This window comes from Providencia sp. PROV267 (assembly GCF_028477825.1).
Classification (GTDB): domain Bacteria; phylum Pseudomonadota; class Gammaproteobacteria; order Enterobacterales; family Enterobacteriaceae; genus Providencia; species Providencia stuartii.
Map to the genome: position 1 here is coordinate 41,150 of NZ_JAMPLX010000021.1, position 14,353 is coordinate 55,502.

15 protein-coding genes are annotated in these 14,353 nt (G+C 43.8%); 4 read left to right on the forward strand and 11 right to left on the reverse strand.

Annotated elements, in window-relative coordinates:
* Positions 1-10: 10 nt before the first annotated feature.
* The 7 genes from PR709_RS14160 to PR709_RS14190 all read right to left on the reverse strand — a co-directional run bounded on the left by PR709_RS14160 (position 11) and on the right by PR709_RS14190 (position 6,217).
* The gene (locus tag PR709_RS14160; protein WP_272570952.1) at positions 11-544 is read right to left on the reverse strand and encodes a fimbrial protein; all 534 of its coding nucleotides are present in this window, start codon (positions 542-544) and stop codon (positions 11-13) included.
* Positions 544-1,077: a fimbrial protein gene (locus PR709_RS14165; protein ID WP_272570953.1), complete on the reverse strand. Its 534-nt coding sequence runs from the start codon at positions 1,075-1,077 to the stop codon at positions 544-546. The genes PR709_RS14160 and PR709_RS14165 overlap by 1 nt, the downstream gene beginning before the upstream one ends.
* Positions 1,070-1,498 (reverse strand): hypothetical protein, encoded by a 429-nt coding sequence (locus PR709_RS14170; RefSeq protein ID WP_014657342.1) that lies wholly within the window; start codon positions 1,496-1,498, stop codon positions 1,070-1,072. The genes PR709_RS14165 and PR709_RS14170 overlap by 8 nt, the downstream gene beginning before the upstream one ends.
* A gap of 31 nt (positions 1,499-1,529) precedes the next feature.
* On the reverse strand, positions 1,530-2,261 hold the full coding sequence (locus PR709_RS14175; RefSeq protein ID WP_014657341.1) for a fimbrial biogenesis chaperone: 732 nt from the start codon (positions 2,259-2,261) through the stop codon (positions 1,530-1,532).
* A gap of 28 nt (positions 2,262-2,289) precedes the next feature.
* Positions 2,290-4,815 (reverse strand): fimbria/pilus outer membrane usher protein, encoded by a 2,526-nt coding sequence (locus PR709_RS14180; RefSeq protein ID WP_272570954.1) that lies wholly within the window; start codon positions 4,813-4,815, stop codon positions 2,290-2,292.
* A gap of 57 nt (positions 4,816-4,872) precedes the next feature.
* Positions 4,873-5,451: a fimbrial protein gene (locus tag PR709_RS14185; protein WP_004915870.1), complete on the reverse strand. Its 579-nt coding sequence runs from the start codon at positions 5,449-5,451 to the stop codon at positions 4,873-4,875.
* 214 nt (positions 5,452-5,665) lie between these two features.
* On the reverse strand, positions 5,666-6,217 hold the full coding sequence (locus PR709_RS14190; protein ID WP_004915868.1) for a fimbrial protein: 552 nt from the start codon (positions 6,215-6,217) through the stop codon (positions 5,666-5,668).
* 1,778 nt (positions 6,218-7,995) lie between these two features.
* Between PR709_RS14190 and nrdD the strand changes: the two genes are divergently transcribed.
* On the forward strand, positions 7,996-10,134 hold the full coding sequence (gene nrdD / locus PR709_RS14195) for an anaerobic ribonucleoside-triphosphate reductase (RefSeq protein ID WP_014657339.1): 2,139 nt from the start codon (positions 7,996-7,998) through the stop codon (positions 10,132-10,134).
* A 4-nt stretch (positions 10,135-10,138) separates the two neighbouring features.
* A complete protein-coding gene (nrdG, locus tag PR709_RS14200; protein ID WP_014657338.1) occupies positions 10,139-10,603 on the forward strand; it encodes an anaerobic ribonucleoside-triphosphate reductase-activating protein in 465 nt (154 codons plus the stop codon).
* On the opposite strand, the gene PR709_RS14205 is transcribed toward nrdG, so the two are convergent.
* Positions 10,600-11,037 (reverse strand): YhbP family protein, encoded by a 438-nt coding sequence (locus PR709_RS14205; protein ID WP_060561476.1) that lies wholly within the window; start codon positions 11,035-11,037, stop codon positions 10,600-10,602. The two genes, nrdG and PR709_RS14205, sit on opposite strands and share 4 nt — an antisense overlap.
* 114 nt (positions 11,038-11,151) lie before the next feature.
* A complete protein-coding gene (locus tag PR709_RS14210) occupies positions 11,152-11,403 on the reverse strand; it encodes a DUF1471 domain-containing protein (RefSeq protein ID WP_004915853.1) in 252 nt (83 codons plus the stop codon).
* Between the two features lie 296 nt (positions 11,404-11,699).
* Between PR709_RS14210 and PR709_RS14215 the strand changes: the two genes are divergently transcribed.
* The gene (locus PR709_RS14215) at positions 11,700-12,011 is read left to right on the forward strand and encodes a GIY-YIG nuclease family protein (protein ID WP_004915852.1); all 312 of its coding nucleotides are present in this window, start codon (positions 11,700-11,702) and stop codon (positions 12,009-12,011) included.
* On the opposite strand, the gene PR709_RS14220 is transcribed toward PR709_RS14215, so the two are convergent.
* Positions 11,984-12,487, reverse strand: a complete 504-nt coding sequence (locus tag PR709_RS14220; protein WP_036942691.1) for a GNAT family N-acetyltransferase — start codon at positions 12,485-12,487, stop codon at positions 11,984-11,986. The two genes, PR709_RS14215 and PR709_RS14220, sit on opposite strands and share 28 nt — an antisense overlap.
* Entirely contained in the window at positions 12,481-13,005 is a 525-nt protein-coding gene (ubiT, locus tag PR709_RS14225; protein WP_014657334.1) for a ubiquinone anaerobic biosynthesis accessory factor UbiT, read from the reverse strand. Before ubiT ends, PR709_RS14220 begins: the two co-directional genes overlap by 7 nt.
* A 347-nt stretch (positions 13,006-13,352) precedes the next feature.
* On the opposite strand from ubiT, the gene ubiU reads away from it, so the two are divergent.
* The gene (gene ubiU, locus PR709_RS14230) at positions 13,353-14,348 is read left to right on the forward strand and encodes a ubiquinone anaerobic biosynthesis protein UbiU (protein ID WP_004915849.1); all 996 of its coding nucleotides are present in this window, start codon (positions 13,353-13,355) and stop codon (positions 14,346-14,348) included.
* Positions 14,349-14,353: the final 5 nt, after the last annotated feature.

Here is a 14,353-nt window from a genome sequence, read left to right on the forward strand (position 1 = left end):
CATGATCCTACTAATGATAAGTCACAGAAAGGGTGACGGTTGACGTAAATTTCCCCAGAGCCAATTGATTGATCGGCACCGTACTCACTAATTGCGCTTGTAAATCCATGCGATACAATGTCGCGTCCACCCGTTCGGGGTAAATTCGTTGCTTTTTACTCACTTCCAATGCACGCACCGTGCCGCCCGTCACCTCTTTAAAATCAATACTCAGCCCATTGATACTGGTCGCTAAAATATTTTTCCCGTTATATAACACGCTGCTGCCCCCTTTGGGGCTCAACACGATAGCTAACGTATTGTTGAAATTACACCCCGTGATATAGAGTGAAAAATCGTTCACTGCCGCCGATGTATTCAGTGAGTTTGGGTTAAGTGTGCCGAAACCAATTTTCAGTGGTGAGCTGCTGTTTTCACTGCGAATATTACAAGCGGGATCTACCATGGTGGCGGTCACATCCACCAAAACGTCAGCGTGGCTCTCTAATACGGTCAATAACAGGAGTAACCCGAGAGGCTGTTTGAGTTTATTCAGTTTTATCACTATTCGTACTCCACCTGAAAGGTCACGATCCCGGAAAAATCGCCCACATTAGCTTCGCCAGTGGCGGGTTTACGGACAAAAACACCAAAATCAAATTGTTGTAAGCCGTCAACCACACTGACATCACCCATCGTCATCGGCTTATTCCACACAAGGGGTTTTTCATCATGATCGACCAGCCCCAAGACGACCCCACTGTCGCCTTTGGTGATTAAAAAACTCTCACCGCCAATCGTAACTAATTCGCTGCTTTTCCACGTTAATTGAATACTTTTTTGTAAATCCGTTGCACTACACTTATCGATGGCAATGGTAAAGGGCGTCACCGCGCTGGTGCCATTTTCATTAATCAATTGCCAACGCAAGTTATACAGTGTGATTTTCTGATGGAGAGAGCCGGCTGCCACTTGGCATGCCGTGTTGACCAGCTCACCACTCAACTCAATATCTAAGCTATTGGCCGCGCGTACCTGAGAAGCTCCCCCGAAAAGCGCCACCGAAAACAGCCAAATATACTTTGCTGCCCTATTCATAGCTCACCTCTAAACGCACCGTGTGCCCATCTTTCATCCATGTCGGTAGGTCGATTGGATTATCCCCATTTAGCAAAGACAGCGGGTAACGCACTGAAAACACCCCGCGTTGTACATCGTAAAGCCGCACACTCGCTGGGGTATTGGCTGCTGCATTAAACACCGCCATTTCTTGGTACTTGTTTCCCGCGCCACACCCAATCAAACGCAGCGTGTTATCTAACGACAAATTGCAGGGGGCATTAAATAGCGTGGCACTCACCTGTATTTGGCCTTGATGCTGCGGTTCGTAGTCCGATTGATTAACCGGTGTATTCGCCACAGGGCTATTAGCCATCGCCCATTGGCTCAAGACACTGCCAAGAACAAACAGTACCGCGTTGTACCCGGCTGTTTTGATGAACATGTTGTGTTTACGCATCGTCCTTTCCCGTTCGCTCATACGCTGAAAATTACGGCTCACCCGTTACCGTGCAAGTCTCACCTTGGCAACGAAATGCCAGCGTGGGCTTACCACCATAATCATTGATGTACGTCAGATACGGTGTGGACAGTGCGGGGGATACCACATCCTGTGTTGACTTAGGCGGCACCATAACCACATCAAATGAATTGTGCTCAGCCGCGGCTTGACTGTTCCCTAGCCCAATCACCGTTAAGTGAAATGGCGTGGTATTATTGATGCGATAACCTTTCGCTATCTTTGTTAATGTGACTTGATGCGCCCACTTAGTGTCTGATTCAGGCAAAATACTGGCCGGTCGATAAAACAGTTTGACCCGTGATTGCAAGGCAATTTGTAAGGTATTGCCATCGGTGGATTTAGGGGGCACTTCACGCAAATTGAAGTAAAACACCGACTCACGATCTTGTGGCAATTGGCTCAGTGCCGGCGTCGTGCTTAAACGCACTAAACTGTTGCTCATGGGCTCAATGCGTTGCAACGGCGGCGTCGCCAAAATAGCCCCTTTGGTGAGCTTATTTCCCTGTAAATCTTCAATCCAACTTTGGGCTAAGTAAGCTTCTTCAGGGTTATCGTTCGAAATGGTGACGTTAATCGATTTTTCCGTTCCCGGAAAAATGATGCGTGTTCTATCTAATGTGACTGCGCTGTAGGCACTCATTGAGACAAATACCGCGATACCCACCCACATATGGCATAATCTTTGACCTAAATTCAACATCATTGACCTCATAAAACGAATAAAAGACTTATTTTGCTGGCGTTACATTTGCCGTTGACAGCGCGGGCGCGGGTGCAGCGCAAGGCAGCAATAACATGCTGGATAATGACGTGACATTGTCAGGCATGCGTAATTCACACTGCTTCTTTCCGGCCCAATAAACAGACAGGATTTCTTGAGGGGAAATACCGACCAACCACGTCACCCCCTCTTCACCCACAATGCCCAATTCACGGTTGTCAGCATTGCGCACACTGGCCCCAAACGGGGGATTTTTGCCATCACTCAACGATACGATGGCGAACAGTTTTTCCCCTTTCATCACCGATAAACGGCGGTAACCTATCGCGCCTTTGGTTAAGGTAATGTCGGTCGTTGACTGTAACGTTTCTAAATTCTCTGGCAGCTGACTGGTGTTAATCGACGCCGTCGATTTACGGTAACTGTTCACGTTAGGAATAACCGCAATCCCAAAACGGTTGGTTTTGATGACGCCACTGTCCAGTGGCACATCCCCCACCCCCGGTGTTTCAATCATTAAGCGGGTATCGCCATTTGCTGAACGGTGCAGTGCTACCCCGTGAGCCGTCGCCGTGATCCCACTGTTAATCGAGGCGCCAAAACTGCGATATTGTTGTGGCACATAACTGACGTTCGTGGATAAGTTAGCCTGCGACAGATCGCGTGAATAATAGCCACTGAAACTCGACTGACTCTGCATATGCTGTCCGTGGTTATACCCCACATTCAGGCTGTAATTATCACGATCGCTATAGCCGCTATACCCGACACTGTGGCTATATTGGTTATACTCACCGGCACGTGAATAGCGTTCGGAGAAGGTGATATTGTGCCCGCGATACAGAGGAACCGTTAAATACAGGTTGATAGCATCATCTTTATAGCCGTTATCACGCTCGGTACGCGTCGCCGATAATGAAATATTGGCATCTTGCTGCGATAGCCTAGGTATGCTGATATTGGTACTGGCGTATAAACCATATTGCGTTTGCGGTTTATCTTGCCAATAAGTACTGTATTGATAATTCAACGATAAACTGAAATTATCAAAATACTTGTTCAGATAGATTTGGTAGTTTTCTTTTGCCACACGCGCCACATGACCGCTACGGCTTTGATCTATAAATTGGCTTAATGTGCGGTAATCTCTATCGGCAAATCGATACCCTGCAAAGGTAATATCCGTGCGTAACTCATCAAATGACTTTGCATAGTTGAGGCGATAGGAGCGGCCTTGCAGCGTGTGATGGGTAAAGCGGGCAAAAGACTGCGTCATATCGAGTGACAATGCCCCAAATGCAAACAAGTCTCGCCCAATCCCTATCGCTGCGGTTTGGTAATCCCCATTCAGTTGCGTCCCCCCATACAGTGACCACGCATTGGATAACCCATAAGACAACTCGCCGCTGATCACCGGCTTACCAGTTAGGCGATGACCGTCATAGCGCGTTTTACCCGCCACTAACTTATAAATAATGCGCCCCGGGCGGGTTAAATAAGGCAGTGAGGCGGTGTTGAGACTAAATGTTTTCTCTTCGCCATTTTCTTCACGCACAGTGACATCGAGCACCCCTCGTACGCCGCTGTCCAAGGTCTGAATGCGAAACGGCCCCGGGGGCACCGTGGTTTCTAAGATCACGCGGTCTTGGCTACGCACAATCACCGTGGCATTCGTGTTCGCCACGCCAATAATTTCCGGCGCGTACCCCACCAATTTAGGCGGTAACATGCGGTCGTCACTTTCGAGGGCGATACCACTGTATTGCCATGACTCAAACACATCAGAATAGAAGTAGTTTTCCCCAATGGTCAAAATAGAGGCTAATTTCTTCAAGGAGGTAAACGCATACAGCCGGCTAAAATCAAAACGGTGGGTTTCTTGGGGGTTGCTGCCACCGTGCTGTTTTTGGTAGTTCGCGTTATAGTCACCACGAAAACGCCAAGCACCGAGGTTAAGACCTGTTGTACCATTGGTGGATAAATAGACCCGTTTGCTCCCGCGACTTTCTTCGATAACAGACGCATTGGCGCTATAATCCACAAAGGCACCATTCACCCCCTCTTCCCATAACGCCGGGGGTGTCCAGTTCGGATCACGGTATTCCATCCATAACTGGGGAATGGTGATTTTCAGTGAGAGTGTGGACAATTCAACCGTCGATTGCACCCCTGTTAACGCGGAAAAATCAAGGCACTGCCCCGCCTCGGAAAGGGTGACTTTTTGTTTTGCCGAATCTTTCAGGCCAATCAGATCCAGTAAGTTCGCCGGTATGCAAATGGCATGTTGTGCTAAGACCGTGATATCACGAGGCGCCCCTAAGCGCTGGCCGTTAACAAACACGGTTAACACATAGTCTCCGGGAGGTACATAACCCGCAACGGAAAATTGGCTCATATCGACGTTTTGCATATCTTCCGCATCCAATACGTCAGTATTGAACTCTGTTGCAGACACCGTGCATGCACTGACGCTCACCGCCAATAAAACGGCCTGCCTGACTTTGCTAAGTTTGAACATCATGCTCTGTACCATCCCAAAGACAGCAAGAATGCCTCCTCAATGTCATCATTGAAGACGTGCTTCTGTGCTTTATTGATAATCGATAAAAAAACGAACCAGCCCGTGATAACGTCCTGCTTGTAGCGGCTTTCCTGTCAGCTCGAGCCGTAAAAAATAGCGCAAAAAGAGGGTTTGCCCCGATTGACCTTGCCGTAACACACTGTCAAACAAAGGATAGGTTTCCCCAGGGATCACGATATTTTTCGTGTTATCCAGCACGGATACGCCCAACCCCTGAGAAGGCCCTTGCAAGGCAAATGCGTCGATATTATCGGCCCCTTGCCCGTCAAAACGTATTGTCCATGTTTTACTGTCAAGGGTGCTGTACACACTGCCACAGTCACGAAGCTCAATGTCAAAAGGGCGTGTTTGTTGTTCACGCGCCACGGCGGTTGAGAGCATCGTCAACGTTAACGACGAAAAATCGACCGTTTGGTCGCGATTTGACATCACAATCGAGCATGGTGTTGAGATCACACTGCCAACCAGTTGAGTGACACCTTCATGGCGCATGCCCACCTCGTTGGCGCCAAAAGCCGATGTGCCCCCCAAAATCAGCGAAAAGAGGATCCCTGTTGTTTGCAAACTCACGCGTTGATAAACAGCCACCCGTTTCTCCCTTGCAGACAGTAAAAAAATCCACCTGTGTTATGACTGTTAACAAACAAATACTGTTTGACGGCAGTCGTTAGAGGTTGTTAACTCCATGAAGAAAATCAATTTATTGACTTTCGATTGAGAAGACGAAGAGGGCGAGATTGCACTTTACCCCTCTTCGTGAGCCCCTTGGCCGCCAGCGTTCACTGACGGTCAATGTATCGACTTACTGGTACGTGATACGGAAGTTAGAGATGGCGCTGAATCGCCCTTCCGCAACATCTTTAGTGGTATCAACCGCTTTCGCCAATGCTTTAAAAATTAAAGTATTTTCACCATTTGTGTTGGCAATACGAGGGAGAACGTCTGTGGCTTTACCGAACTCAAAACCATCAATCAAAATACCGAGGTTGTTCGAATTCCCCGCGGAAGTTGCCAGCAGCGTGTTGCCTTTATCTGCATAGCTTTGGCCAGTAAACACGAGTTCCATTGATTTCACCGCAACAGGGTTACCTTCAGTATCTTTACCAAAGTTAGCAAAGTCACAGCCAGTGAATTTGATCTCGAACTCTGCTTCCGCAGGCTTACCACTTTCCAACGCTTTACGAGACAGCTGACCGAAATCAACGGTTTGTTTCAGAGAAGACTGCTCGATATTACAAGGCGTGTTCACAACTGTACCCACAAAGTTAATCGTTCCGGTGTTATCCGCCATTGCGCTAAATGACACAACAGACGCCGCAAATACAGTTGCAACTGCTAATTTTGTTAATTTCATTTATTTTTCCTTTCTAGTAAAAAGACAATAGAAACCAGTCACCACACATAAATTGAAGAGTGTTAATTTCATTTTTTGTTGATAAAGCAAAGGTTACATCATTAATAAAAACATCGTCCCTGCTGCTACCTATCCCTTATCCATATCTAAGAGACAAATAGTTCCTTATAGGCTAAGGCTAACCCATATAATTTATTTATATATAATCTTAAAATAGAATTAATTAATTTGACATTTTGCCGTCATAGTTAACCATGACTGAACAGAATAAATTCTGTTAGATTTCCCCGAAAATGTTGAGCATAGTATCCGGAATTAAAATATTAATTACTGATTTCATCGACTTAAAATAGGAGAAACATCTAACATTTAATTATTAACATTCCGTGAAATAATTACACTAACTTATTTTATTTAAACAATCTCAATATTTATATTTAATGAATTTTTATTGCCATATTAAATTTAGTTTCTCAAATAAAAATTCATAAAATAAAACTATTATTTTGATATTTTTGAAATAATAAATTGATGGCGAATATAGAACCAACCCCATTTAGAGTAAATACGTTTTTAACGATAAGTCTCCATATTTCGATAGGTGATAACTATTAAATATTTGTTATTAATGGCATCGACATAACCAAATATTAATTTGGTTCCTATATATCAATGGATTACAATAAATCATGATAATCAAAACCATATAAATCTCCAAACAATGTCTTATTCTTAATGAGAGTATGTTGATTTTATTTAACGCTATTTTCATTTTGTTACATATTTAATTATTTTGATATTTTTATAAGAGATATAGCTTTATTTTTTTCAATAATAAAACAAAAAACCTCAATATTGCTTATTTTTTGGCGCCATTAAAAAATAGAAAAAATACTCATAAACTTAGACGCACTCTAAGAACACCCATAATAAACATAGGTGTAACCCATTAAATACAATATAACCCACCTTAATTACTCATTAAATGCGTTATCACTTTTCGCTATTAAATTTATTTAATGATAATTTATTGTTTTTTAACAGTGAAATAAAAATATTACTCATCATCGCATATCAGCGCTCTTTAAATGCCAACAATACCCTTATCAAAGCCCTATCCTCAAAATCTTCACCGACTCAAATCCTCCATCGACAATACGACTAATCGATTATCAACTGGATATTAATATCCAGAGCCACGCCTATGCTCTGATAATGGTCAACAAAATAATTTGGCCCGCAGTTTTGGTGGCCACTTTGCCTGTATAACCCGCCAAATCTTGTCAGAAATGCGCTAGCTCTTGAACGGCAAAAAGTGGGAAATATGGCTTCTTCCGTGGGAAAGAGCAGAAGCCAGTTCAGGGGGAGCGTGATATTCCATGCATCCAATGATGATGGCATAGGAGAGTCTCATTTAAGTTGCCAATTGCAGTAATGACACAACTTAGGTCACCGTTCGATATATCGCGCTGTTGGAAAAAACCATTTGTTCGAAAACCTATCGAGTGCTCAAGGTTGCCATCATCCTAAATAATTAGGGGCGTTTTTATTTTTCATCTCCTCCGCTTTTGATATTCATACAATTTATTTTTTTCCTTGTTGTGGATCAAATTATCGATAGCTAAAAAAGAGCAATAAACTATATATTGTGCTTTAATTACATAATCAAACACTACATATAGTATTTATTCACAGTTTTATCCACATTCCCTTCGCACATGCAGCGGAAACTTATCGCTAGGTTTAAGGTTGTGGATAACTCAACAAGGAGCATTTCAGTGAAAACGGTTGTGATTAAACGAGATGGTTGCCAAGTGAACTTTGACTTCCAAAGAATTCAAGAGGCAATAAAACGTGCATCAGCGGCTGTGAATATTCAGGATGATGACTATTGCCTTCAAGTTGCTACAACGGTCACAGAGCAACTTGGCAACCGTGAAAAAGTCGATATTCGAGAGATCCAAGATGCTGTTGAAAATCAACTAATGTCAGGCCCTTATAAAGACCTCGCTCGAGCCTATATTGAATATCGCCATGATAGGGATAGTGCTCGCGAAAAACGCAGCCAACTTACCCATGATATTCGCGGCCTTATCGAACAAAGCAACGTTTCACTGCTTAATGAAAATGCCAATAAAGACAGTAAAGTGATCCCGACTCAACGTGATTTACTTGCTGGTATTGTGGCTAAGCACTATGCCAAACAGCATATTTTGCCTCGTGATGTCGTTATCGCTCATGAACGAGGAGAAATACACTATCACGACCTTGATTATGCCCCCTTTTTCCCGATGTTTAACTGTATGTTGATCGATCTTGAAGGCATGCTTACGCAAGGGTTTAAAATGGGTAATGCAGAGATCGAACCGCCAAAATCAATTTCAACAGCAACCGCCGTGACTGCACAAATCATTGCGCAAGTTGCTAGCCATATTTATGGTGGTACGACGATTAATCGCATCGATGAAATTCTGGCTCCTTATGTACGCATCAGCTATGAAAAACATCTTAAAACGGCTGAAACGTGGGGGATCAATGATGCTCAAGGTTATGCTGACTGCCAAACAGAAAAAGAGTGCTATGATGCTTTCCAATCCCTAGAATATGAAGTCAATACATTGCATACCGCGAATGGGCAAACCCCCTTTGTCACCTTTGGTTTTGGTCTTGGCACCTCGAAAGAAGCGCGCTTAATCCAACAATCCATCTTGAAAAATCGTATTGCAGGTTTAGGCAAAAATCGTAAAACAGCCGTATTCCCTAAGTTGGTCTTTGCCATTAAAAAAGGGTTAAACCACCAATTTGGTGATCCTAACTATGATATCAAACAGTTAGCCCTTGAATGTGCTAGCAAGCGCATGTACCCCGATATCCTTAATTATGACCAAGTTGTTAAAGTGACCGGATCGTTTAAAACCCCCATGGGCTGCCGTAGCTTCTTAGGGGTCTACGAAGAAGCGGGGCAACAAATTCATGATGGTCGCAATAATTTAGGGGTGATCAGCCTTAATTTGCCTCGCATTGCCATTGAAGCACAAGGCAATGAAGACGCATTTTGGCAACTGTTGGAAGCACGTTTATCTATTGCTAAAAAAGCCCTTATGACACGGATCGCACGCCTTGAAAACGTCAAAGCACGTGTCGCGCCAATTCTCTATATGGAGGGGGCTTGCGGTGTAAGATTAGCCGCTGATGATAGCGTTGCAGAAATCTTTAAAAAGGGTCGAGCCTCAATTTCGCTCGGCTATATCGGACTACATGAGACCATCAATGCACTATTTGGTACGCAAAACCATGTTTACGACAGTGAGCACTTAAGGGAAAAAGCCATCGCGATTGTTAACCGCCTACGCCAAGCAACAGATGAGTGGAAAGCAGAAACTGGCTATGGTTTTAGCCTGTACAGTACACCTAGTGAAAACTTATGTGATCGTTTTTGCCGCCTTGATACTGCTGAATTTGGCGTAATAGCTGGTGTGACAGACAAAGGCTACTACACAAATAGCTTCCATCTTGATGTTGAAAAACGCGTGAACCCATACGACAAAATAGACTTTGAACAACCTTACCCTGCCATCGCAAATGGGGGCTTTATCTGCTATGGCGAGTATCCTAATTTGCAGCATAACCTCAAAGCGCTTGAAGATGTTTGGGATTACAGTTATGAGCATGTTCCATATTATGGAACAAATACGCCCATAGATGAATGTTATGAGTGTGGATTTACGGGTGAATTTAACTGTACCAGTAAAGGCTTTGTTTGCCCTCGTTGTGGTAACCATGATACTAACCGTGTCTCAGTGATCCGCCGAGTATGTGGTTACCTTGGCAGCCCTGATGCACGCCCATTTAATGCAGGCAAGCAAGAAGAAGTGAAGCGACGTATCAAACACCTAGGTAATGGGCAGTTAGGTTAATAGTATGAATTATCATCAATATTACCCTGTTGATGTCGTGAATGGTCCAGGCACGCGTTGCACACTGTTCGTCTCAGGATGTGTTCATCAGTGCCGAGGATGTTATAACCAAAGCACATGGCGCCTCGATTCGGGTATTCCATTCACTCAGGAAATGGAAGATAGGATCATTCAAGATTTACAAGATACCCGTATCCGTCGGCAAGGTTTATCCCTTTCCGGCGGGGATCCACTACATCCCGCTAACTTATCAGCGATCTTTCAGTTGGTTAAACGTGTAAAAACCGTTTGTCCAGATAAAGACATTTGGCTATGGACAGGCTATCAATTTGCCGAACTGACCGCCGAGCAACATAAGGTGGTGAGTTTGATCAATGTACTGGTTGATGGGAAATTTGTAAAAGCGCTGCATGACCCCGCGTTACTTTGGCGAGGAAGCAGTAATCAAGTGATCCATAAATTACGCTAGCGATTTCTAGACCAATAGAGCTTGCTGCCAAAACCCAATTTATTATTGACCATTTTGACTTCTTGTAACTGCAAACGCCATACAGGCAGTTTTGCCGTCAATGCCACAGGGAAGCGACGACAATAAAATTGATGGGCTTGCTGTCGTAAGCTCCCATCCAGCGCTATCACTTGCCCAATAAATTGTAGCCCTTGGATTTGGCTAACCACTTTCGTTTGGGCAGAGACAGTCCCTGCGACGTGAGAATTTTCAGTCATCAGTTGACCATGGCGTGAAGCAGGATCGGTCATAAAGAATAAACTCATCGACTTAGCATCAAATGCATAATAACAACTGGCAGGCCAGATATCATTGCCGTGGCAAGTAAATAGAGAAAAGACGTGTTGGCGAGAAAAGTAACGTTGGATATGTTGTAAGGCGTGTTCATCATTCATAGCAAAAGCCCATATTGACCGTTCAGAACACGCTCTTTGAATATGTACATCCTATCGCTGAGCGTGCTTAAGCTGTTCTGAACGTTTGGTATTACATTTGCTAGGTACTATAAATTATTTATAGATTGCAGCAACACCATTCATTGAGTTTTCACCGCCAGCTGAGATAACACGGAATGAAGTTGCACCAGCTTCATCAGCTTTTTTGGCTAACTTTTCAGTCAGGTCATTAACACTAACAGCACCTGATACAGAAACATAACCCGCAGCTGGTTGGCTAGAATGTTGAACTTCTTCAGCAGCCATTGAACCAAATGAAATAGCACTTAAAGCCAAAGTTGCAGCGACTAATGTTGATTTTTTCATAATGTTTTCCTCATTGTATATTCATTTTTATCAGGGACTTTTGTTCTCCCCCTGTGATATGGATCATATTATGCTCTTTTAGTTACGATGAAAATTAGCTAATTTTGCTGTTATAGTTCAAATATTTTGAATCAAAACCACGCTTTAGGTTACAAATTTATGACTTTAATGTGTCATTTTTTATTTATAATTTAATAAGTTATGGCTATCCTTGTTCGCGAGATTTTTAGTCTATTTATGAATTATTTCCCCTTAAATTTCAGCACAGAAAGTCAAAAATAGGGCAACAAAATAAAATGTCTACGCAGAAAAACTGGTACATTTACCTAATTAGAGAGAAAAATAACAGGTTATATTGTGGGATCACCACAGATGTCTCGCGCCGCTTTACCCAACATAAAGAGGGAAAAGGCGCAAAAGCGTTGAAGGGGAAAATGCCGCTCACGCTAGTATTTGATTGTTTAGCCGGGGATCGCGCTACCGCGTCAAGATTGGAATATCAGATAAAACAACTGAGTAAAGCCGCCAAAGAAAGGCTGGTTATTGACCAGCCCATTAATATCTTTGATTACTTAACGCATCAGAATACATCAAAGTGTGAAGAGTAAGTCACCTGCCCTTTGTGATCACTCAAGCTGCCATTTTCTAGCCCGCAAATCATAAAATGCTCTTGCAATTCAGGCCACTGGCTGAAAACTTCATATTTTGAGGCAGGTTCAAAGCCAAAACGGCGGTAATAGTTGCTATCTCCTAATACCACAACCGCACCATAGCCAAACTCATTAAGACTATCTAGCCCTTCATAAATAAGTTGCCCACCAATGCCTTGTTTTTGGTGCGCTTTACTCACTGCAAGCGGTGCAAGGCCAACCCATTGAACGTCTTCATTGTTGACATCGACAGGTGTAAAGCCGACATAACCGATCACTTCGCCGTTGTCATTCGTGGCAACAACACCCAGAGTCAATAAGCCGTCTTCTCGTAGCTTTTGTACCAGATCGGCTTCTGCTTCCGTCGGGAAAGTGTCACGCAGTAACTTATCGATCCCCATAGCATCGACAGGAATTTCAACACGAATTAGCATGAGGCAACCACGGAGCCTTTATGCTCTGTGTCCTCATTTTGTTGAGTCGTTTTAATCAAGTCGGCCAATTGTAGTAATGCAAAACGCAGGGGTGTCGGCATATTGTCTAGCTCAAAAGCATCCATAAGGTTTTTTACATACAGCCCTAATTCGGTGTCACCTTCAATGACCAAACGGCGCTGAAAAAACAGCGTATCAGGATCTTCTTTACGCGCCGCGATAAGGATCAGGTCATTGGCTGTAGCACAGACACTGACATCGGCTTGCTCTTGATTACGCACAATTAACATGCCATTTTGCAAACTAATGAACCAGACTAAATCAAGGTCACTGACTTCAACTTTCAGCCATTTCCCTTCGAGAAAATCCAATTCCCCTTCTTTGACCGATTCACGAAACTGCCAGCTCAGTAACTGCTCAAGTACTTGACGCTGCACTGCAAATGGGGTCACTTTTAAAGGTAACTTCAATAATGAAGGCCCTTTTGAAATAAGTTGAGAACGAATTTTAGCTAACACAGCACTGACTCCCGTATCAATTGCCTGCCCGTTAAATACACACCCCAGCATCAGCTACGGCCTCTCGGTAGCAAATCAGTATTAGAACAGGCATTTATATCGACATACTCAATAATAGAATAGTCATATCATGCCAGAGAAAATAAATACTCACTTGATCCTATATCAAGGTTTACACTTCTCGCCAGCATTTATTTTTTATTATGCCAAAAAGCTCATGGAGTCATGACCTCATAAGCCACAAAAACAGATAGCCAACAGCCAATTCAATGCCTTAAATCAAAATTTACATCGCATGAGTTGACTAGAATGCTAAGTTGTCGAAAATTTAAACTGGAACAGATACCATGGAATTACTCTGCCCAGCAGGCAACTTACCGGCCCTTAAAGCCGCTGTCGATAACGGTGCCGATGCGGTTTATATTGGCTTGAAAAATGATACTAACGCACGCCATTTTGCTGGACTCAACTTTACTGAAAAAAAATTGCAAGAAGCAGAGCGCTACATACATCAACATCAGCGTAAACTTCATATTGCTATCAATACATTTGCTCACCCAGATGGCTTTCAACGTTGGAAAGATTCGGTCGATCTTGCGGCTTCGCTAGGGGCTGATGCCCTGATCCTTGCCGATCTCGCGATGCTTGAGTATGCTGCACACCGATATCCTCATATTGAACGTCATGTCTCCGTTCAAGCTTCAGCAACCAACACCGAAGCGATTCGCTTTTATGCCCGCAATTTTAATGTTCATCGGATTGTACTGCCTCGGGTTCTATCTATTCATCAAGTCAAACAACTCGCTAAAAGTAGCCCTGTCCCCTTAGAAGTCTTTGCTTTTGGTAGCCTATGTATTATGGCGGAAGGACGCTGCTATCTCTCTTCCTATTTAACGGGTGAATCCCCCAATACTGTTGGGGCATGCTCGCCCGCGCGTTTCGTTCGTTGGCAACAAACGCCTCATGGCATGGAGTCACGCTTAAATGAAGTGCTTATTGATCGCTACCAAAGTCATGAAAATGCAGGCTACCCCACTCTCTGTAAAGGGCGTTATTTGGTGGATGACCATCGATATCATGTACTCGAAGAGCCAACTAGCCTCAATACCATCGAATTACTACCAGACCTAATGGCGGCGAATATCGCCTCGGTCAAAATTGAAGGCCGCCAGCGCAGCCCTGCTTACGTCACCGAAGTGACACGCATCTGGCGAAAAGCTATCGATACATATCATGCAAACCCAGAGCAATTTATTGCAGATCCACAATGGATAAAAGTACTGGGTGGGCTTTCTGAAGGCAGCCAAACCACATTAGGCGCTTACCATCGTAAATGGCAATAATAAGG